This is a genomic window from Lutimonas saemankumensis, assembly GCF_020171465.1.
GTDB classification, from domain to species: domain Bacteria; phylum Bacteroidota; class Bacteroidia; order Flavobacteriales; family Flavobacteriaceae; genus Lutimonas; species Lutimonas saemankumensis.
In genome coordinates this window covers 222844-243107 of sequence record NZ_JAIUZR010000005.1, presented here as the reverse complement: position 1 = coordinate 243107, position 20264 = coordinate 222844, and the positions used below count along the sequence as shown (strand labels likewise).

Genomic DNA, 20264 nt, shown 5'->3' with positions numbered 1-20264 from the left:
TTAAAATTTTCTGGCAGGGTTATAGGGTTCTAAATTTATCGAGGGTTTTTGATTTGATATTATTTCCGAAATTAATTTACCGGTCCCTGTTGCCATGGTCCAGCCCATCATGGCATGTCCTGTGGCCAGTATTAGATTCCGGCAATCCCCGGCCCGTCCGATAAAAGGAAGTCCGTCAGGAGAGAGTGGCCTCAATCCGGAAGAAGCCTCCTTAAGTGCTTTTTGATCAATAACTAATCCTTTATAATAGCTAGCTGCGGCATCAGCTATTGCTTTTACGCGTACCTGGTTCACATCATCATTAATCCTTGCGATCTCCATGGTCCCTGCAAATCTTGTAAATCCGTTCATCGGAGTAACGGCCGCCTTCGATTCTACCAGGATGGCCGGCAACCTGATTCCTGTTTTTTCATTCACATCTATCCTGTATCCTTTACCTGCCTGTAGTAGGATTTTTACCCCTGCCTTTTCAGCAATTTTTGAGGTCCATGAACCAGCTGCAAGTATAAACTCTTCTGCCTCATATCTCGATCGAGAAGTTACCGCTGCAGTTATCCTGTTATTTTTAAGTTCCAGGTCAAGAACCTCTTCCTTATTATGAATATTCACTCCTTTTGAGATCAGGTAGTCTTTTAGATTCTTCATGAATTCTGAAGGAGTAGAATGCGCATCACATTGAAAGTATGTGGCCCCGATCACATCGAGATCTACATCAGGTTCAAGATTTTTCAATTCTTCCTTGTTGACTACCTGAGCGGCCAGATTCACATCATTAGCCAACTTAACTATTTTGGCTTCCTCTTCGAGCATTTTTTCAGTTTTGCACAACATAAGAAGCCCCTTGTTCTCAAAATGAAAATCAAATTCAGGATCTTTTCTGATTGATTCATACAATTCATGGCTAAACACTGAGATATCCCTGATGGCCGGGATCGCTTTTTTGACATGCGAATCTGTACAGCTTTTGTTAAAAGCCCATGCCCATCTTAAAAAATCAGCATCAAATCTCGGTTTTACATAGAAAGGACTTGAAGGATCAAACATCCATTGAATCCCTTTTTTTACAACACCAGGTGCAGATAAAGGAATAATATGACTGGGTGAAATATATCCGGCATTGACGTATGAGGCCCCTGAATCCATATTAGATTGATCCAGTACAGTTACTTCATGTCCCTCTTTAAAGAGAAAATATGCCGTGCATAAACCTATTACCCCTCCCCCTATTACCACACATTTTTTCATAACGATCTTAAATCTTTACTCAATTATCAAATTACCTGAAATCCATAGGCATAAGGATCATCCTCATCATCTATTATGATGGTATTATATCCATATACTTTCGCCCATCCCTGGATGCTTGGAACGATGGCTGATCTTCCGTTAAGCTCTGTTTCTTCCTCTATCCTACCCGTAAATGTGGATCCAATATAACTCTCGTGTATATAATCCTCTCCTTTCTTCAACAATCCTTTGGCATGCAGTTGAGCCATTCTTGCCGACGTACCCGTACCGCATGGTGATCGGTCAATCGCTTTATCCCCATAGAATACAGCGTTTCTACCGGAGGAAGTCTTATGGATGGTATCTCCCGTCCATAACATATGGCTGACCCCATTTATCGAATCATTCTCAGGATGGACAAAATAATCAGGATAAAGCTCGTTGATTCTTTTTCTTACAACCTGAGAATATTGTATTATCTGAGACGCTTTAAAATCCTGAACACCTGAATAATTCTTTTGAGGATCAACAATTGCATAAAAATTACCCCCATAACCTACGTCAAATAGCAGCTCTCCCAGTTCCGGACAGTCCACGGTCAGGTTTTCTGCAGCCAGGTAACTTTTTACGTTCGTTAGTTTTACCCACTCTACTTTGCCATTATTTTCCTGATAGCTTATGTTTACAAGGCCGGCAGGAGATTCCATTCGAATTCGTCCCGGGGTCTTTGGTTTGATCAATCCTTCTTCAATTCCTATGGTAATGGTTCCAATGGTTCCGTGGCCGCACATAGGCAGACATCCCGAAGTTTCAACAAATAAAATTGAAAAGTCGTTCTCAGGATCATGTGGCGGATAAAGTATACTTCCGCTCATCATGTCATGACCACGAGGTTCGTACATTAATCCTTTCCTGATCCAGTCAAAATCCTTCATAAAATGGAGCCTCTTCTCATTCATGGTATTTCCCTTTAAATCAGGAATACCAGTGGTGATCAATCTTACCGGATTTCCACAGGTATGGCCATCTATACATTTAAATATGGTTTTCGCCATTATTTTTATATCTCAAAAAGTTGGTACATGCTGTTGCATATATCATTTAACAACTTAACACAAAATACGAGTCCTTAATTTAAAAAGGCTCTGAACTCAGTTGATTGTTTACCAGCCTTACAATACCGAGTGGGTTCTCATTTTTCAAGGCATCTGGCAACAAATGATTAGGCCAGTCCTGATAACTGAATGGCCTGACCCATCTTTTTATCGAGTTGATGCCTACAGCCGTAAAACGACTGTCAGTGGATGCAGGATAAGGGCCACCGTGTACCATTGACGGACATACCTCAACTCCTGTAGGCACTCCGTTAAAAATAATTCTGCCCACTCTGTTCTTAAGAGCCTGAACAATGCCATCATAGTCGTTGGCTTCTGTTCCCTCTGCGATCAATGTTCCTGTTAGCTGACCTTCAAGCCTGTAGATAATCTCTTCAAGCTCCTTTTTACTTTCACACTGTACAACCATAGTAAAAGGCCCGAATACTTCCTGATGCAGGAGAGGATTTTCAAGAAAAGTTTTTCCCTCCACTGTGGTCACCGCCTGGCGCGCCTCATTATCTGCAATGGTATCATCGTATTGAGCTACCAATGAAAGACCCTCCTGAGTAAGTGCTTTTTGCTTATTGCTTTCATAGGCCCCTATAATATTCGGGTGAAGCATACACCCAGGTTCGATGGCTGTAATCTCTTTGGCCAATTCTGAAATAAAATTGTCCAGTGAGCTACCTTTTATACCAAAAAGAAGTCCCGGATTCGTGCAAAACTGACCTGTTCCCAGAGTTACAGAACCAGCATATGTTTTCGCAAGGCTTGTACCTCTTTGATCAAGTGCCTTGGGTAAAAAGACCACTGGGTTAACACTGCCCATCTCCGCAAATACCGGTATGGGCTCCTCTCTATTGGCAGCAAGATCATAGAGGGCTCTTCCTCCTCTTATACTTCCTGTAAACCCAACAGCCTTTACTTTAGGATGCCGGACCAACTGAACCCCTACCTCTATTCCGCTGCTGTTCAGGTTTGAAAAAACTCCCTCTGGCATTCCCGTTCTTTGAGCCGCTTTGATAATGGCAGAAGCTATTAATTCTCCTGTTCCCGCATGCATAGGGTGTGACTTCACGATCACAGGACAGCCTGCTGCCAAGGCAGCCGCCGTATCCCCTCCTGCCGTTGAATAAGCCAGAGGGAAATTACTTGCTCCAAATACTACAACAGGTCCAAGAGGGATCATCATCTTTCTCAGGTCAGGTTTTGGGACAGGACTTCGGTCAGGAATAGCTGTATCAATATGAGCTTCAACCCAATCTCCTTTTTTAACCAGATCGGCAAATGTCCTTAATTGAAAAATCGTTCTGCCTCTTTCCCCCATTGCTCTTCCAGCCGGAAGTCCTGATTCTGAACAATAGGTTTCAATCAATTCATCACCAAGGGATTCAATTTCATCTGCTATGGCATTTAGAAACTCGCTCTTGGATGAACCGGATACCAACTGATAACTGCTGAAGGCATCCCAGGCCAGGTCCACTGCTCTATTAATTTCCTCACCAGAGGCTTCATAAAAATCATGTTTATTTTCCTGGTTGCTGACAGGATTGAAGGTTTTGAACAACTTATCGCCTTTATCATATAACTGCCAGCCAATGTGATTTTTCCCTGTTATCATTAAGTTTTTATTTTTTAATTTATTCAATTTGTTACAGATTCTTATAATCCGGTAGTAAGGGCCTGTTTTTGATCGCCTCATCAATTATTCCCAGAACTTTTTTTCTTTCCTCTCCTGCCAGTGGCAATCTTGGCTCCCTGACATTCTCTGTACCTATTCGGGTAGCTACTTCCGCCAGTTTGATATTCTGTACTAATTTAGTGTTTATATCCAATTCCAACAACGGTAAAAACCATCTGTATATGGCTATGGCTTCTTCAGTTCTACCCGATCTGGCCAATTCATAAATCGCAACCGTTTCAGCCGGAAACGCACAAACCAGACCGGCAACCCAGCCATCAGCCCCAATCAAAAGGCTTTCCAAAGCCAAGGTATCAACCCCACATAAAATGGCCAGCCTGTCTCCAAACCGGTTTCTGATTCTGCTGATATTCGAAATATCTCTTGTTGATTCCTTAACAGCCTGAATATTAGGACAGTCTTTTAAAAGTTCCTCAAACATGTCCAAGGTTACCTCGATCCCGTAATCAACTGGATTATTGTAAATCATAATCGGCAAGGTAGTACTCTGGGCAACCTTTTTAAAATAGGTTACTGTTTCTCTGTCATCTGCTTTGTAACGCATTGGAGGTAACATCATCAATCCACTAGCTCCGTCCTCTTCAGCCATTCTTGCCAGTTCAATGGCAGCCTTGGTGGACTGCTCTGCAATGTTGATGATAACCGGAACACTTCCTTTTACAAATGCTACTGTTTCTCTTACCAGAGTCCTTTTTTCAAGTTCGCTCAGTGTGCTTGCTTCTCCCAAAGTTCCGCCAAGAATGATTCCATGAACTCCTGCGTCGAGTTGAGCCTGGATATTTATTTTAAAATTATCCAGATCCAGTTCATCCTGATCCGTAAATTTCGTGGTTACAGCAGGCATAACCCCTTTCCATTGTATAGTCATAATTGAAATTGTTTTTATGCAAAATTATAGGAAGAAGTGTTTCGTTTTTTCATTTAAATTAACAAGATATAGTACTATATTACCTCTATTTTATTATTATTCTCTATTTTTGAATAATATATGCCTAAAATAGAATGAAAGTATTTCCTTTTAAGATTCCTAAACCTGAACATTCTACCCTGATTGTTCAGAATGACAAAGTAGATATGCTCTATAACAAACTGCATCAGCACAGGGAGATACAGATTAGTTATGTGGTAAGGGGTGAAGGGAACTGTATCATTGGGGATTTTGTTGGGGAGTTCAAAAAAAATGATGTTTTCATCATTGGTGAAAATGTTCCTCATGTCTTCAATAACGACCCTTCCGATGAAGGGGTTCATGTGATCTCCTTATTTTTTACCCAGTCTAGTTTTGGTCAACATTTTTTTGAGTTTCCGGAATTCAAAAGATTCAACACTATTTTTCATCGGGCTTCGCTTGGTATAAAAATTAAACCTGCGACTGATCAACTTGGAGTCCTTTTTTTTAAAATCCCTTCGAAATCGAAATTTGAAAAATTCATCGATTTTATGAATATACTTCAATTGATTTCGAAAGAAAAACTTGTAACCTTATCCTCTGAAATTCACAACAAATCCTATGGCGAGGAGGAAGGTAAAAGAATGAGAGATATCTTTGAATTTACTCTATCCAAATACGATGAAAACATCTCACTTGAACAGGTGGCGGAAATTGCAAACATGACCCCAAACGCTTTTTGCCGCTATTTCAAACAGCGGACAAATAAAACCTATATTAATTTCCTTCTCGACATCAGAATTGAAAACGCCTGTAAACTTTTAGCTAAAAAGTCAGACCTGAGCATCGCTGAAATATCTTATCGCTGCGGGTTTAATAATCTGACTAATTTCAACCGAAAATTCAAATCGATAAAAAATATGACACCGTCCGAATTTAGGAAAAAGGTCAAATGAAAAATCTGTAAAAAAAATTCGCCAAACAGCACTGCTATTCGGCGAAAATTAACTTAACAAAAACAAATTACTTATATAAGTCAGATTTTAAATGTTAAAACATGATAGATTGTTACATTGAACGAACCTGAGTTATTTACCTCTAAAATTAAATCTTCCGCGGCTCCAATAAAACACTTTAAGGACGAAACTATTGATTTTCTTTTCGAATGGACCATTCTATTTACCGAAGAATCTTTACTGTTGATTAAATATTATTTTTTTATCAAGATTCGTTAAAAAATTCCTCTCTTATTTTTTTCGAAAGTCCGCTAACTACCAGTTCATAAGAATGATCTATCAAATCACGAAACAAATTATCCGAAAATGAACCATCAACCGTAACAGTATTCCAATGTACCTTGCTCATATGATAGCCTTCATTGATGCTATCATACTCTTCTCTTAATTTCAGGGCTCTATCAGGATCACATTTCAAATTGACCTTAAACTCGGGACTGTCAAGCCCGGTTAAAGCAAACATTTTTCCGCATACTTTGAAGACAAGCGTTGTTTCATCAAATGGAAATTCTTCTGATACCATATGCTTTGAAAGACAATACATTCTGAATTCTTCTACATTCATAATTCAATTTCAATAATAAATCAAACAAACACCAGGGCCAATTTTATCTGATCGTAACTAATTTCACCCTTCAGGATTTCAAATATAGGTTTTAAACTAATCCTTTCTTCCGCACCTGCTCCCTTTAGCAATTGCCTTCTTGCTTTTTTAACTTTAGTCAAAACACTTCTTTCCGGCTTGAATCGATTCAGGTTTGTTTGCGGATACATTTCCGAAATCCTGATCAGATGGGTCGAAATGGTACCGATGGTCAGATTCCTTTCTATCATGATATCCTGCAAGGAATACCCCTTATCTATGAGTTGTTTTGTTATCAGATAGGTAGATTTTTTAACTATTTTCTTTCCTTTTTCCAATCGGTCCAAATTCTCCTTAATTTCATCTTTATTAAGAACTCCTCCATTTTGTTTAACAAAGTTCCTGGCCTCTTTTTCCAAATTATCCGCATCCAAATTCAATTCCAGTTCTCTGGATAATTCCTGAAACCTTTGATCAGCTCGTAATGCAAGCCTATCTACCTCCAGGGCCGTTCCGTTAAATCCCCTCAATTCCAGCCCATCCATGCTCTTCACTCTTGACAAGGCCACATAACCTTGCCCTTTTTCAAAGGTTTTGTTCAGATCCATAACTGCACTGTCCAGGGTCATTCCCTGACTCTTGTGGACCGTAATGGCCCAGGCCAGCCTAAGAGGCACTTGTACATAGCTAACCAACAGTTTCCCTCCTTCATCTTCAATTCGCCAATCCTCCGGAACTGCTGTAATTTCATAACCGTTGTTTAATCGAATTACCGGATATCCATCATCATCATAACGCAGAACCGTCCCAATCGTTCCGTTCAGATAGCCTTTCTCATAATTATTTTTGACGAACATTACCTTTGAATCTTTCTTCAATTCCAGCACTTCAGGAGCCATGATCGATTTTTTAATGGTTTCGGCAAGCTTTAGATTTCCTTTCACTTTTGCCCGGAAAATCTTTTTCCTTCCCCGAAGTCCCTGAAGGTGTGTAGAATTAATTCTGTCAACATCTATGTTGTGCGTATAAAGGGTTGTGGGCTCCTTTTCTTCTATTGGCCTTGTACAATCCTGAAGCAAGGCTATAGAATTTTCAGTTACTGTACCCGTTCTTATTTCATTCAGAACATCATTCAATTTACTGTCCGTTTGCCTGAACTGTTCTGTCAGATAGCAGATTGACAAATCCGCACCCAACCAGGACTGAGACATAAAACAAAACTTATCCCTGTTCGTTTCCCCTGTCGTACCTATTGGTGGAAGCTGAAAAAAATCACCACAAAGAACCAGCTGCAGGCCTCCAAATGACTTATCCGTTTGTCTAAAATACTGAAGTACTTCATTTACCAGATTGAATTGCTTTAAATGAAGCATTGAAATCTCATCAATAATGAGCACTTTGGTCTTGTCAATATGCTTTTTAAGATACTTTTTTTCCTTTAAGGCTTTCAGGTTTCGCTGGCTCAGGCTATCCTTGATTCCAATACCTGACCAGGCATGAATCGTGGTCCCCTGGAGATGTGTTGCCGCAATTCCAGTAGAAGCCGTAACGGATACCGGAATTTTTCGAGCTTTCAGGTATTGAATATATTTATTGAGAACATACGTTTTCCCGGTACCTGCAGAACCTGTTAAAAAAACATTTCTACCGGATTTCAATATCGCTAAGGCCTGATCTTGATTCACTTATTCTTAAATTCACGGATCAATTTTCCTGTTCCAGTTTATTCACTAACTTTTCCTGTATTGCAATTCCCTTATTATTCTTTGCAAGTAACAGATCCTGATAGTCCAGGTTCCAACCAATGGTTTCCACAATATTCTGTATAAGAAGAACAGCCTCAAGAGCTTCGCTTTTTGCTGTGTCATACAAACCACTCTCAGGTATTTTTAACAATACGTATTCTTTAGCCTGAGAATTAACTTCGGTCAAATCCGTAGAATCAAATTTATTGAACAAGCCATCTTTTTTATCATAGTACTTGAGATCGGTTTCCAGACTCAGGACCTGAGGATCAGGAAAATCGGTTAACCTGATCACCTTTTTTTCATTATTGGCTTCCATTTTGATCTTAGAGAGATCAAAGCCCACATGAGCTTTGGCATTAATCAACAGAATCGCTTTTTTCTTACTGGAAACCATGCTCATAAATCTTTCCTTGGTATTCTCGTAATGGTATATTTCTGCAAACTCTCCTTCAACAGTGATGAGTTTCCAAACCTTTCTGATCTTTTCCATGAGAATGGCCGATTGCGCATTTGTAATATCTTTTCTTTTCTGAATTTTGATATATTTTAATACCCAGTAGGTGATTATTGCTCCAAGAAAAAGTCCGAGTAAAGCTTCCATATTATCGAATAGGCTTTAAAAATACTAAATAAATCATACTTTGATCAAAAACATATCCGAAGCAATTCCATCGGCTAAAAAATATTTGTCAGGCCTTAAAATCAGGTGATCCTCTTCAATGTAAAGACTACCTGCAAGAAGGTGTTTTTTGGCTTGCTTCATCAGCGCTTCTTTATAAGTTTCACCAAAATCTGACATTATATCCCGAATTGAAATTCCCCAGATCGTCCTGATTCCGGTCATGATCCTTTCATTAATCCTGTCCTCAACTGTCAGATGTTCAATTTCACTGGGCAACCTGTCTTTTTCAAGGGACTTTATATACCTGGCGTTGTTGGTAATATTCCAGCTTCTTCGGCTACCGTCAAAAGAATGGGCAGACGGTCCTATACCCAGATAATTTACCCCTTTCCAATAGGAGGCATTATGTCTGGAGAAATAACCTTTCTTTCCAAAATTTGAAATTTCATATTGTATATAATCTTTGGATTTTGTGTGTTCCTGAAGAATTTTAAAATGTCTTTCTGCCAAGGCATCAGAAGGGGCTTTATATTTTCCCGTTCGAATAAAATGATCCAATGCCGTTTTGGGTTCAACGGTAAGCGCATAACTCGAAATGTGCCCAACTTTAAAATCAAAAGTACATTGTAGATTTTCAGCCCATCGTTCTTCACTAAGCCCGGGTAATCCATAGATCAGGTCCATGCTTATATTATCAAACCATTTTGAAGCCTGTTCCATAGATCTCAGCGCCTGTTTACTATTATGGGCCCTGTTCATATAGCTCAGGTCCTCATCAGAAAAGGACTGAACCCCAATACTCAACCGGTTCACAGGTGATCGGCTCAGATCTTCTATCTTCTGTTTAGACAGATCATCCGGATTAGCCTCAAGAGTGATCTCCGGATCCTTGGTTACCTGAAAATGAGTTCTGATTAGATTTAAGATGTCCTCTATTTCCGCAGGATTAAGCAAGGAAGGCGTACCTCCTCCAAAATAAATGGTTTCTACGTAATCACTGATCTCTTTTTTTCGTAATACCAGCTCCTTTTTAATGGCTGACAACATCGAATCCTTGTTCTTGAGTGAGGTTGAAAAATGGAAATCACAATAGTAACATGCCTGTTTGCAAAAAGGTATATGTATATAGATACCGGCCATAAGTCTAAGAATAAATCCAGGCGTAAGATACAAAGTAAGAGCTACACTCCTAACTAAATGAATCTCGAGTGCGTTTAGGCGGGGTAAGTTTATATTGGATCGATGAAAAATGCAATAAATTTAAATCTGTTTTTAACAATGAGGATGCTATCAAAACACCATTTAAACACATGAATAAGTTCAGGTTACAGGTTTTTTTCAATACTTCTATATTCTAATACAAGCCTAATTTTTCCTGTTTTCTTATCGGCTTCCCGCATTTCTTTGCGGTCAATAGAGACATCGCTGCCCACAAAATTAAGTGGAATCCTGATACGGTCCATTTCAAATAAAACGTCCAATTTGGTTGGAAGTATAGCCTGTTTATCCGGGTATGTGAGCCTCATTGTATAAACACCGTCTTTTTTCGTGTTGATTTCGGCCCAGGTGATACGTTGATTCTGGGTATCTATATGCAAATTGGCCACACTAAAATCTGCCTTATTATCTGATGGTAAAATAGAAATTGCCAATAGCGATGTTGACTGTCCTTCTACTTCACCTCTGTCCACTACCATAAATGGATATTCAAACAACTCACTAAACGACAAATCTAATCCGCGTTTGGGAATTAGGACAAAATCTTCAGATTCGATGACCAAATCTTCACCCTTTTTAAAAACTGCCAGTGCTTCCTTATCTGGCATTTTAATGAATGAAATATCCACATGTAACTTTATATCTGCTTGAAAGGCATGGATACTATCCAGTCTAGATTTAACGAAAAGCACCTGTTCTTCAGCTGTTTGAGAAAAGCCATAAGCAGCATATAAGAACAGTAAAAGTATTCCATGTAGTTTCATCCTATGTCTTTTTTCTGAAATAAAAATAGCCCCACAATCATTGTCACTAAAATATAAAGTACCATTAAGACCGAATTGATAATAATCGTGTCCCATTCAATGTCGTAGTTAAAAAAATATTGCCAGGTATTGTTCAATTTAAAAAAGGCGATCTGGTTCCATACATCATTGGCTAAATCTATTTTCAACAATAATGTAGAAACGATCAAAAACAACGCAGCCACAATCCAAGTTTTAAAACTTTCTTTCAGCAACACGGCTAGGGTTAAACTTACCACAGAAAAGAATACCAAAGAAAGGGTCCCGAACAAAAAAGCATACACCAATCTATAGAGAGCATCATCGTGTTCAAAAAAAGTCAGTCCGTTGGTATAGATCACTAAGTCTCCTTTTCCAAAAATTCCGTAGGACAATATAAAGGACGTTATGGCCAGTAGTAGCACTAAAAAAATGGTAAATAAACTGGCAACGATATACTTCGCAAATAGATATTTCCACTTCACAACAGGTTGCATAAGCACCGTTTGTAACGTTTTTTCCTGATATTCTGTTGTAAGCATGCCAGATACAATTATCATGCAGAGCAAGGGTACATGAAACCAAAAGGAGTTGAGTATAAAGTATATGATCAAGTTCCCGTTAAGCAGCTTGCCTTGAAAGTAGAATGTATCCTTCAAATTGGCCAACACGATATCAATAATTCCTGTACCTTGATAATAAGCACTTAAAAGCACAACCGCTTCAATAAAAAAGAGAGCCAAAATTGCATAATATGTCCGGCTTTGACGAAACAATTTATAGGTTTCAATATAAAGTAGTCGCATCATTTCTCCTTCGGATTAAATAGTTGCTGCAAGTCAAGTACAGGCCTGCAAGAAGTGATTGCTATTTTCTGCTGTGATAATTTAAATATGACTTCAGAGATTTCGGTAGCCGATGCCGAAATAGTCATGCAGTCTCCATTCGAAACCGTATCATAATCATTTAAAAAAGATGCTTTTTTAATTTCGCTTCCGCATAAGGTATAACTTTTGGTACAGGCAGAAAGGATCGTGCTCGTCTCACCGGTTTGAATAATTTCCCCATTATGAATTATTGATAACTTCATACAAACCGTACTTAAAACATCAATAATATGAGAAGAGATTAATATAGACATTTTAGTTTGTTGTCTAAGGTCAAAAATGAGCTGTTTTAAGGCTTCTATACCCAGAGGATCCAAACCTGAAAAAGGCTCATCCAACAACAAACAAGAAGGGTTATTAAGAAGGGCAACAGCAATACCCAAGCGCTGTTTCATTCCCATAGAAAAATTACGAACCGGATCCGTTCTATTTAAAGGTAAACCAACTTGTTCCAGGGAAGCTTCTATAGCGATTTTTGAGAAGTCTGCCCCTTGCATTTTTGCAAATAATCGCAAGTTTTCATGTGCATTTAAGTAGGGATAAAGTGCTGGCTTTTCGACAATCCCTCCGATCTTTTTTGCACCGTCGCCGGCAATTTCAACCTCACCACTATCGGGAGAAACTAATCCGAGTAAAATTTTGAACAAGGTAGTTTTACCGGCTCCATTGGCACCAACCAAACCCAAAATTTCTCCCTTTTCACACGAAATACTAACGTTATGAAGGGCCCTAACTTTACCATACTTTTTATACAGTCGTTCACAGTAAATCATACGATTTGCGATTTGGCGATAGCCCGGTAATCAAATTTCGGTTTGTAGTAATCTTCTAGAAAAGTACGGGACCAAAACATTTTTTTGAACAGAAATAAGGGCTCCTTAACCATAAAATAAGGTATGTAATGATACCATTTTACACCAAAATCACGATAACATTGTTGCACCTGATCCTTTATCCCCAATTCTTCTGCAGCTGTTTCTGCAGCCATACGCTGGCATTTGGAACCTACATAAATGAGCGAAATTTTCTTTTTAAAACCATGAATAAAAAATTGATCCTTTATACGTTTATAATTCTGGTAACGCGACCAGCCATCCATGATAACTAAATAGATGTGAACAAACGAAAACAGAAAAAATAAGGTCCAAAACACAATCCAAAACACTGATCCAGAACGAATTGATTTCATGAGCTGCACACCATAGATCCATGATTCTATTATAAATAGTATCAGTGAAGCATACAATAACCTACCTACTCTTAAATAGGAAACGATTGGGCTAGGCTGTATGGGTAAAATTGTCTTATTCAAGCAAACAAATATATAATTTCATGAATAAAAATTAAAAAAAATGGCAATGCCAATAGTCCCATAACGTTTAAGAATGCTCCTGTCTTCATATAGCGCTGACAGCATTGATAACTAATGCAATTATTGGAGGGTCGTTCAAGTGCTGAGGGGGACTTTAGCATGTTCAAATATAAAAAAAAACTAAATATTCCAGTCTAAAAGTGCTTTTGAATCATTGCATACGGACCAAGTTAAAACGATCGCGACACATATGTATCAACTGATCCGTTTTTCGTTTTGCTTCACGAAGGAGCCCCAACCGGAATAGCTTTTCCCGGTTTGCTGTTTCCCCTCATTATAAAAATGACAAACTGCTGCCGCCAGCCCGTCAGTAGCATCCAGATTTTTAGGAAGCTCCTTCAATCCCAGGGTGCTTTGCAACATTTTTGCTACTTGTTCCTTAGAGGCGTTTCCGTTACCGGTTATCGCCATTTTGATCTTTTTAGGGGAATATTCAGTAATTGAAACTTCCCTTGACAATCCAGCAGCCATAGCTACACCCTGCGCGCGCCCTAACTTCAACATGGATTGTACATTTTTACCAAAAAAAGGAGCCTCAATCGCAATTTCGTCCGGATGATAGGTGTCTATGAGTTCAATCGTCCGCTCAAAAATAAGTTTCAATTTAGAATAATGATCACTGTATTTTTTAAGCATTAATTCGTTAAGTTGCATAAAATGCATTCTCTTATCGATTACCTTGATAAGTCCGTACCCCATAACCGTAGTACCCGGATCAATCCCTAAGATTATTCTTTCTTTTGGCAACGTGAATTGTTTTGATAATTCAATTTAAATATCAGAATGATATTTTGTTTCTTTGTGTAAATGTACAATTTCTTGCAAAAATACTTTTCAAGTTTACTCTTTATCATAAAACTCCTGATACTTTCAGGAGCGTATTACATTATTTCTCAACGACTTTTTAATGAGAAAAATTTTAATGGCAGCTTGTGGACCGATCAACTTGATTCTATGGGGTCTGCAGGGTTAGTGTTTATGCTGGTCATTGTTTTTTTAAGTCTGGTCAACTGGACACTGGAGGTCATTAAATGGAAAACTTTGATAAAAAGCCTGCGAAATATTTCTTTTTCAGAATCGCTTGAACAAAGCCTCGGTTCCCTTACAGCCTCTCTGATAACTCCAAACAGAATAGGAGAGTACGGAGCCAAAGCAATTTATTACACAAGAAAACAACGACCTCAAATTATGCTGCGTAACTTTATTGGAAACGCCAGTCAGATGACAGTAACGGTAGTCTTTGGCATATTCAGCCTTATTTTTTTACAAGACTATTTGCCGGAGGATGGTTTTCGCTATACGGAATACTTTATTTTAATCACTTCGATTCTGGTTTTACTAAGTTGTGTATTTTATTGGTTTTTGTTACGAACAGATCATAATTCCTGGTTAAAAAAGGTAAAAAATTTTTTCAGGATTCGCGTTCAGGAATATCAGAAGGCACTGACCTTTTCAGTTTTCCGCTATCTTGTTTTTTCGCATCAGTTTTATTTATTGCTTATTTTTTTCGGGGTAGATATTTCCTATTCAGTAGCACTTCCTACAATCTTTTTAATGTATTTTATCGCTTCAGCAATCCCGGGATTTGTCCTTTTTGACTGGCTGGTAAAAGGTTCGGTTGCCGTTACTCTTTTTGGATATCTAGGCGTGAGTGAAATTGTCATCTTATGCATTACCACAACAATGTGGATTTTGAATTTTGCCTTCCCGGCAATGATCGGAAGTGTTTACGTGATCCGGTTCAATCCACGATTTCTTACGTCGTGTGAAAGTAAAATTATAAAATGATTTATGCGGGTTTTGTCATAGCTGTTATTTACGGAATACTTATTTTGTATTTGAGTCAGGGGATTGACCGCCTTCCTATATTCGAAATGAAAACTCAAACTTATTTCCAAGGATTTTCCATCATTGTTCCTTTTAGAAATGAGTCCAAAAACCTTATAACCCTTCTCAAAAGTTTAAAAGATTTAAAATACCCCAGTGAAAGATATGAAATTATTATGGTCAATGATGATTCAAATGATCATTCGGTTTCACTGATCCAGGAATTTACAGCCTCAAATCCAGATCTAAAACTTATAATATTAGACCAAAAAGGACTATCAAGGTCTCCCAAAAAAGAGGCCATTAAAAAAGGTATTGAGGCTTCTTCTTTTGAATGGATAATTACTACAGATGCAGACTGTACGGTTCCACCTAAATGGCTTAATGCTTTAAATCAGCTGATCAATACCAATGACCCAAAGATGATCGTGGCTCCGGTTACTTATGGCCATGACACAGGTTTCCTTCATCATTTTCAGGTACTGGATTTTCTCAGCCTGCAGGGAACCACAATGGGAAGTTTTGGACAGGCTCAAAAAGAATTCCTAAAACCTTTTTTGTGCAACGGGGCCAATTTATGTTACCATAAAGAAGCGTTCAAATCCGTTGAGGGATTTAAAGGAAATGACCATATTGCCAGTGGCGATGATGTATTCCTCATGGAAAAAATTCAGGAAATATTCCCGGGTCAGGTTCATTTTTTAAAATCTTCAGAAGCCGTGGTAGAAACTACGAGCCAGAATACGTGGAAAGCCTTGATTTCTCAAAGATCTCGATGGGCTTCTAAAACGAGTGCCTATAAATCAATCAAAGTAAAGATGATTGGCCTTCTTGTACTCGCCTATAACCTCCTGCTCATCTTTCTGTTTTTTTTCGGTTTTGCGGGAATGGTCCCATGGGGAAGTATTGGATTGTTATTTCTCATAAAATTCAATCTGGATTTTCTCCTGATCTATAAAACCTCAAAGTTTTTCAAACAAACCGATGTCATGAGATCCTATTTTTTTTCATCGCTGATTCACCCTTTTTATACCGTCTTGGTAAGTCTGCTTTCACTCAATAAAAACTATCGATGGAAAGAGCGATCCTTTCGTTAAATTTATCGCCTGGGTGTTATTACAATAGGCAGTTTAAACATCGAATTTACAGGAATACCTCTTTTCAGGGAAGGCTGAACGGTTGAGGGCAGCGCTGCAAAGCTTTGGAATAGCAAACTGTCAATCTGTGGAAGATTATTTTCCAAGGCTTCGGACTTATGGATTTCCACGATCGAAATTTTACCTTCAGTATCTACAAGAACCTCTACGGTAAGGGTGTCCCGGGACTTTATTGCGGTTTCTATAATTTCTTCTCCCATGATCCTCTGAAGCCTCCTCAACAATTCCATTTCAAAACAAAGATTCTGTTTTTCACTACTGTCACAATTATTGCAATCCAGAAATAATGGGTAAACATCTACTTCATTGTAATCGATAACTGTGTCGAGAAGAACGGCATTTTTTAGAGCCATTTTTTTAGGCGATATAAAATCACAGGAATACGATACCAAAATAATGGATATGATTATAATCAGCCTAGAAAACATTGTATTCGCTTATACCTTGTGAATGTACAAATATTTTCGAAACTCCTGCCGTATTGTACAAAACTTGAAGAAATTGTTAATACTAATTTCTGAAAGAAAAAATAACTTACATTCGTGTATGGATTTATTCTTGGTCATTTTAGGGTTATTGCTCTTGATTCTGGGTATATTAGGATCGGTACTTCCTGTTCTTCCTGGTCCGATCACAGGCTGGTTTGGATTGCTTTCCCTATTTCTGACCTCAGCGGTCCCAATGAACTATTATATTCTTGGAATTACTTTTTTCGTAGCCCTTTTAATATTTGTTCTGGATTATATAATCCCCGGGATAGGTGCCAGAAAATTCGGGGGTTCTAAAAATGGTTCAACAGGGGCAACTCTTGGACTTGTTATAGGTCTGATCCTTCCGATTCCGCTTGGATTCGTAATTGGAGCCTTTGTAGGTGCCCTTATCGGGGAACTGATACATGATCCAACAGACCTAAAAAGAGCTTTGAGGTCGGCATTTGGTTCCTTTGTGGGCTTTCTTGCCTCAACTACCATGAAGCTTTTCGCAAGTTTGATTTTCCTTGTTTTCTTCCTCTATGAATTATCCGAATACTGGTCAGAATTAATGCCCTTTTAATACATATTTTTCAGTTTTTAAATCGTAAATTTGATTGAATCAAAGGGATACTGATCCGATCGATCTCTTTTAAAACCTAAACTCAGTTTTTAAATGACCTTCCCGTTTTTTGCAGGACTGTTAGCCTCAATTCTTCATGTCATCATGGGGCCGGACCACGTGGCGGCTGTTATGCCATTTGTAATAGAGTCTAAACGAAAAGCCTGGAAAATTGGCTTATTCTGGGGCCTGGGGCATATTTTTGGCATGTTGTTGATAGGCTCTTTGTTCCTGTTTTTTAAAGAACTCATTCCTGTTGAAGAGATTTCTTCTTATAGCGAACAATTGGTGGGACTGGTGCTCATCCTTATTGGGGTGTGGGCATTCTATAAAATTTTGAAACCTAATCCTGAACACAGTCATCTACATGTTCATACTGAAGACCAACCCTTCATTCACAAACATGAACATGATCACAGCCATAACCCCAATCATGAACACAGCCATAAACACAAAGATTCGAAAATAGAAAAACGAGGTAATCTCGCGTCATTCTGGATCGGAGTTTTGCACGGGCTGGCCGGAGTTGCTCATTTTATACTATTCCTTCCGGTTCTCGGATTTAAGGATAATTTTGATGCGGGATTATATATAACAGGTTTTATTGCGGGGATACTTGTGGCAATGATAATCTTTTCCTTAATTCTTTCCAAAGTGATGGATTTTGCAAGAAATGAACACAATCAAAATCTTTATAAAGGAATCCGTTTAGCCGGAGGTATATTTGCTTTCGTGGTTGGAATCTATTGGATACTTGGACATTAAATCTCCTTGTCTTATTGATCTGTTTTGTGTACATGATAGAATAGCTGGCCAAAGGCGATATTCTCGTCATTGGGTGACAGGTCCCTGTTGAGATACAATTCCATATCCACAGGTAAAAGATCAATGAGCATATCTACCAGAGTTGTATTCTGAAACACACCACCGCTACAGGCAATTTTTTTTATTTGATTAAAATCAGCGACTTTAATAATCAATTCAGCCAAAGTGAAAAGAAAATTTGATATGATAACTTTTCTGTCTTCACCGTTGCAATAATCCATATAAATTCCGTTCCAGATTTCCTGTGTTGGTATGGTATGTCCCCTTACTGAATTAAAATAAGATTTTAGATTTTCCAACTGATAGCCGTCAATTACATTTTCAAGCAAAATGGCACCTTCACCCTCGTAAGTGTTTATATCACACAGGTCTAAAAGAGAAGCCACCGCGTCAAAAAGTCTGCCCACTGAAGAGGTTTTAAGAGTATTGCTTTGTTTTAATTTTTCGTAGATTTTCAATTCCTGTCCCGGGAATTTAGTTCGCAAAAAGTCTGCCTTCCTGTCCTCATTCAAGGAAAAAAGAGACAACCTGGGTTCTTTAGACATTTTATCACCTGCCAACCAGTTAAAATATTGAAAATGATGCAGTCTGTTCATTTCTCCATATGTATAGGAGAAAAATTCCCCGCCCCAAATATGTCCATCATCTCCATAACCCGTTCCGTCCCATATAACACCTAAAATATCGTCTTCTGTTAGCATGAGATCATATTCCGCCAGTACAGATGCAAAATGAGCCTTGTGATGCTGAATCTCAAATTTTGGGACCCTGAGCTTCTCACTGAGTTCAGTGCCAAACTGGGTGCTGAGATACGAAGGGTGTTTGTCGCACAGGAGCTGATCGGGATCTTCTTTAAAAATTCTTCTGAAAACGCCTACGGTTTCAATAAATCGCCTGTAAACTTCGTAATGATCCAAATTTCCCAGATATTGACTCAGGTATAAATAATCATTTGGGACAAAGGCAATGGTGCTTTTTAAATGAGCTCCCAAGGCCATTGTTTTCAATTGATATTTCTTCTCAAAGTTTAAGTAATTTGGTGCAAAGCCTCTTGCCCTTCTAAAGATTATCTTCTGATGGTTTTTAAAACTAAATTTAATCACTGAATCATCCTGAGGATTTGAAATTTCAAGATTATGATGTAAAAAATAATCCGCAACTCCTGAGATCAATTCTCTTGCCGTTTCCATAGTACTGATTACCGGGCTTCCATGGATGTTTCCACTGGTTGCCACGAGAGGTGAATTCATTTCTTTTCCAAGCAAATGAAGCAGTCCTGAATAGGGTAGCATCACACCCATCTGGTGTAATCCAGGGGCTACTTCTTCAAGAGCAAGTTCTCCCTTATAGCCTTTACTGGAGACAATGACAATAGGCCGTTCAACACTTTGCAATGATTCCTCCTGAACCTTGCTAATCTGCAACTCCTTATGGAGCAACTCTATGGAAGGATAAAGAATTGCAAAAGGTTTCTTTGGTCGCCTCTTTAACTGCCTTAATCGGATAATCACCTCTTTATTCGTTGCGTCACAGCACAACAGAAAACCTCCGGTATTTTTCACCGCAAGAATCTTTCCTTGTTTTATAAGGCCTGAAATTTTCCGAAATATATTCTTTTTTTCAACAAGGATCTTGTTTCCCTTATTATCTTCAAGGCTCAATTCGATGCCACATTGGGAGCAAGAGTTGGTTTGTGAGTGAAACCTTCTGTTTGAGGGATCTGAATATTCAGTTTTACACGCATGGCACATATCAAAATTAGATACTGTGGTATGAGCTCGTTCAAACGGAAATGTATTGGTGACGGCCCATCTTGGCCCGCAGTTTACGCAAGTGATGAAAGGATATTCAATCCTCCGGTTCTTATGATCATTTATTTCGTCTAAACATTCTGGGCAAATGCCAAAATCCGGAGTCAAGGCCAGATTTAACTTCTTTTTTGTCGCAGAAGGTATAATTGTAAAACCATCAAACAATTGGGGTTCTGCCTGTTGAAGGGTATGGTTTTTAATTTTTGCAACAGGAGGTGGATTTTTGATCAGTTCAGTATAAAATTCATGAATCTTTTTTTTGTCTCCTGTAATCAAAATAATGACTCCATTTTCGTTATTGGAAACGGTACCGGATAAACCCATGGAAAGTGCCAGTTTATTGACAAAGGGTCGAAATCCGACTCCCTGTACCCTTCCGGTACAAATTATTTCAAAAGTAGAAAGCATG

General features: G+C 38.6%; 20 protein-coding genes. 5 read left to right on the top strand and 15 right to left on the bottom strand.

Annotated elements, in window-relative coordinates:
- The 4 genes from LCM02_RS13065 to LCM02_RS13050 form a co-directional block, all read right to left on the bottom strand.
- The gene (locus LCM02_RS13065; RefSeq protein ID WP_224930907.1) at window positions 1–1245 is read right to left on the bottom strand and encodes an NAD(P)/FAD-dependent oxidoreductase; all 1245 of its coding nucleotides are present in this window, start codon (window positions 1243–1245) and stop codon (window positions 1–3) included.
- A 26-nt stretch (window positions 1246–1271) separates the two neighbouring features.
- Entirely contained in the window at window positions 1272–2282 is a 1011-nt protein-coding gene (locus tag LCM02_RS13060; RefSeq protein WP_224930903.1) for a 4-hydroxyproline epimerase, read from the bottom strand.
- A 79-nt stretch (window positions 2283–2361) separates the two neighbouring features.
- A complete protein-coding gene (locus LCM02_RS13055; protein WP_224930900.1) occupies window positions 2362–3945 on the bottom strand; it encodes an aldehyde dehydrogenase (NADP(+)) in 1584 nt (527 codons plus the stop codon).
- Between the two features lie 31 nt (window positions 3946–3976).
- Window positions 3977–4894 (bottom strand): dihydrodipicolinate synthase family protein, encoded by a 918-nt coding sequence (locus LCM02_RS13050; protein WP_224930897.1) that lies wholly within the window; start codon window positions 4892–4894, stop codon window positions 3977–3979.
- A gap of 134 nt (window positions 4895–5028) precedes the next feature.
- Here LCM02_RS13050 and LCM02_RS13045 point away from each other — a divergent pair, with 134 nt between their 5' ends.
- Window positions 5029–5871 carry an AraC family transcriptional regulator gene (locus tag LCM02_RS13045; RefSeq protein ID WP_224930892.1) on the top strand — a complete coding sequence of 281 codons (843 nt, stop codon included), beginning with the start codon at window positions 5029–5031 and terminating at the stop codon, window positions 5869–5871.
- 265 nt (window positions 5872–6136) lie between these two features.
- Here LCM02_RS13045 and LCM02_RS13040 read toward each other — a convergent pair whose 3' ends face one another.
- The 9 genes from LCM02_RS13040 to ruvC all read right to left on the bottom strand — a co-directional run bounded on the left by LCM02_RS13040 (window position 6137) and on the right by ruvC (window position 13890).
- Window positions 6137–6496: an MmcQ/YjbR family DNA-binding protein gene (locus tag LCM02_RS13040; protein WP_224930889.1), complete on the bottom strand. Its 360-nt coding sequence runs from the start codon at window positions 6494–6496 to the stop codon at window positions 6137–6139.
- Between the two features lie 20 nt (window positions 6497–6516).
- Window positions 6517–8199, bottom strand: a complete 1683-nt coding sequence (locus LCM02_RS15960; RefSeq protein ID WP_224930886.1) for an AAA family ATPase — start codon at window positions 8197–8199, stop codon at window positions 6517–6519.
- A 19-nt stretch (window positions 8200–8218) separates the two neighbouring features.
- The gene (locus LCM02_RS13030; protein ID WP_224930883.1) at window positions 8219–8863 is read right to left on the bottom strand and encodes a DUF4230 domain-containing protein; all 645 of its coding nucleotides are present in this window, start codon (window positions 8861–8863) and stop codon (window positions 8219–8221) included.
- A 33-nt stretch (window positions 8864–8896) separates the two neighbouring features.
- Complete coding sequence (gene hemW / locus LCM02_RS13025) at window positions 8897–10024, bottom strand: radical SAM family heme chaperone HemW (RefSeq protein ID WP_224930880.1); 1128 nt, start codon at window positions 10022–10024, stop codon at window positions 8897–8899.
- A 185-nt stretch (window positions 10025–10209) separates the two neighbouring features.
- Complete coding sequence (locus LCM02_RS13020; protein WP_224930877.1) at window positions 10210–10866, bottom strand: hypothetical protein; 657 nt, start codon at window positions 10864–10866, stop codon at window positions 10210–10212.
- Complete coding sequence (locus tag LCM02_RS13015; protein ID WP_224930874.1) at window positions 10863–11693, bottom strand: ABC transporter permease; 831 nt, start codon at window positions 11691–11693, stop codon at window positions 10863–10865. The genes LCM02_RS13020 and LCM02_RS13015 overlap by 4 nt, the downstream gene beginning before the upstream one ends.
- Window positions 11690–12544: an ABC transporter ATP-binding protein gene (locus tag LCM02_RS13010; RefSeq protein ID WP_224930871.1), complete on the bottom strand. Its 855-nt coding sequence runs from the start codon at window positions 12542–12544 to the stop codon at window positions 11690–11692. Before LCM02_RS13010 ends, LCM02_RS13015 begins: the two co-directional genes overlap by 4 nt.
- Window positions 12541–13083 carry a hypothetical protein gene (locus LCM02_RS13005; RefSeq protein WP_224930869.1) on the bottom strand — a complete coding sequence of 181 codons (543 nt, stop codon included), beginning with the start codon at window positions 13081–13083 and terminating at the stop codon, window positions 12541–12543. The genes LCM02_RS13010 and LCM02_RS13005 overlap by 4 nt, the downstream gene beginning before the upstream one ends.
- Window positions 13084–13338: 255 nt before the next feature.
- On the bottom strand, window positions 13339–13890 hold the full coding sequence (gene ruvC / locus LCM02_RS13000; RefSeq protein ID WP_224930864.1) for a crossover junction endodeoxyribonuclease RuvC: 552 nt from the start codon (window positions 13888–13890) through the stop codon (window positions 13339–13341).
- Window positions 13891–13962: 72 nt separating this feature from the next.
- On the opposite strand from ruvC, the gene LCM02_RS12995 reads away from it, so the two are divergent.
- Both LCM02_RS12995 and LCM02_RS12990 read left to right on the top strand, forming a co-directional pair.
- Window positions 13963–14931, top strand: coding sequence for a lysylphosphatidylglycerol synthase domain-containing protein (locus LCM02_RS12995; RefSeq protein WP_224930861.1), 969 nt, complete (start codon window positions 13963–13965; stop codon window positions 14929–14931).
- Window positions 14928–16067, top strand: coding sequence for a glycosyltransferase family 2 protein (locus LCM02_RS12990; protein WP_224930858.1), 1140 nt, complete (start codon window positions 14928–14930; stop codon window positions 16065–16067). The genes LCM02_RS12995 and LCM02_RS12990 overlap by 4 nt, the downstream gene beginning before the upstream one ends.
- 2 nt (window positions 16068–16069) lie before the next feature.
- Here the strand turns inward: LCM02_RS12990 and LCM02_RS12985 are convergent, their stop codons facing one another.
- Window positions 16070–16480, bottom strand: a complete 411-nt coding sequence (locus tag LCM02_RS12985; RefSeq protein WP_224930855.1) for a hypothetical protein — start codon at window positions 16478–16480, stop codon at window positions 16070–16072.
- Window positions 16481–16673: 193 nt separating this feature from the next.
- Between LCM02_RS12985 and LCM02_RS12980 the strand changes: the two genes are divergently transcribed.
- Together LCM02_RS12980 and LCM02_RS12975 are read left to right on the top strand one after the other, a co-directional pair.
- On the top strand, window positions 16674–17180 hold the full coding sequence (locus LCM02_RS12980) for a DUF456 domain-containing protein (RefSeq protein WP_224930850.1): 507 nt from the start codon (window positions 16674–16676) through the stop codon (window positions 17178–17180).
- 93 nt (window positions 17181–17273) lie between these two features.
- A complete protein-coding gene (locus tag LCM02_RS12975; protein WP_224930846.1) occupies window positions 17274–17984 on the top strand; it encodes an urease accessory protein UreH domain-containing protein in 711 nt (236 codons plus the stop codon).
- Between the two features lie 11 nt (window positions 17985–17995).
- Here the strand turns inward: LCM02_RS12975 and hypF are convergent, their stop codons facing one another.
- Window positions 17996–20263 carry a carbamoyltransferase HypF gene (gene hypF / locus LCM02_RS12970; protein ID WP_224930841.1) on the bottom strand — a complete coding sequence of 756 codons (2268 nt, stop codon included), beginning with the start codon at window positions 20261–20263 and terminating at the stop codon, window positions 17996–17998.
- Window position 20264 lies beyond the last annotated feature (1 nt).

What these genes read in the sequence shown, in the direction of transcription:
- LCM02_RS13065 (WP_224930907.1), bottom strand. Translation starts at nt 1,245, where the DNA reads ATGAAAAAATGTGTGGTAATAGGGGGAGGGGTAATAGGTTTATGCACG.
- LCM02_RS13060 (WP_224930903.1), bottom strand. Translation starts at nt 2,282, where the DNA reads ATGGCGAAAACCATATTTAAATGTATAGATGGCCATACCTGTGGAAAT.
- LCM02_RS13055 (WP_224930900.1), bottom strand. Translation starts at nt 3,945, where the DNA reads ATGATAACAGGGAAAAATCACATTGGCTGGCAGTTATATGATAAAGGC.
- LCM02_RS13050 (WP_224930897.1), bottom strand. Translation starts at nt 4,894, where the DNA reads ATGACTATACAATGGAAAGGGGTTATGCCTGCTGTAACCACGAAATTT.
- LCM02_RS13045 (WP_224930892.1), top strand. Translation starts at nt 5,029, where the DNA reads ATGAAAGTATTTCCTTTTAAGATTCCTAAACCTGAACATTCTACCCTG.
- LCM02_RS13040 (WP_224930889.1), bottom strand. Translation starts at nt 6,496, where the DNA reads ATGAATGTAGAAGAATTCAGAATGTATTGTCTTTCAAAGCATATGGTA.
- LCM02_RS13030 (WP_224930883.1), bottom strand. Translation starts at nt 8,863, where the DNA reads ATGGAAGCTTTACTCGGACTTTTTCTTGGAGCAATAATCACCTACTGG.
- hemW (WP_224930880.1), bottom strand. Translation starts at nt 10,024, where the DNA reads ATGGCCGGTATCTATATACATATACCTTTTTGCAAACAGGCATGTTAC.
- LCM02_RS13020 (WP_224930877.1), bottom strand. Translation starts at nt 10,866, where the DNA reads ATGAAACTACATGGAATACTTTTACTGTTCTTATATGCTGCTTATGGC.
- LCM02_RS13015 (WP_224930874.1), bottom strand. Translation starts at nt 11,693, where the DNA reads ATGATGCGACTACTTTATATTGAAACCTATAAATTGTTTCGTCAAAGC.
- LCM02_RS13010 (WP_224930871.1), bottom strand. Translation starts at nt 12,544, where the DNA reads ATGATTTACTGTGAACGACTGTATAAAAAGTATGGTAAAGTTAGGGCC.
- LCM02_RS12990 (WP_224930858.1), top strand. Translation starts at nt 14,928, where the DNA reads ATGATTTATGCGGGTTTTGTCATAGCTGTTATTTACGGAATACTTATT.
- LCM02_RS12985 (WP_224930855.1), bottom strand. Translation starts at nt 16,480, where the DNA reads ATGGCTCTAAAAAATGCCGTTCTTCTCGACACAGTTATCGATTACAAT.
- LCM02_RS12980 (WP_224930850.1), top strand. Translation starts at nt 16,674, where the DNA reads ATGGATTTATTCTTGGTCATTTTAGGGTTATTGCTCTTGATTCTGGGT.
- LCM02_RS12975 (WP_224930846.1), top strand. Translation starts at nt 17,274, where the DNA reads ATGACCTTCCCGTTTTTTGCAGGACTGTTAGCCTCAATTCTTCATGTC.
- hypF (WP_224930841.1), bottom strand. Translation starts at nt 20,263, where the DNA reads ATGCTTTCTACTTTTGAAATAATTTGTACCGGAAGGGTACAGGGAGTC.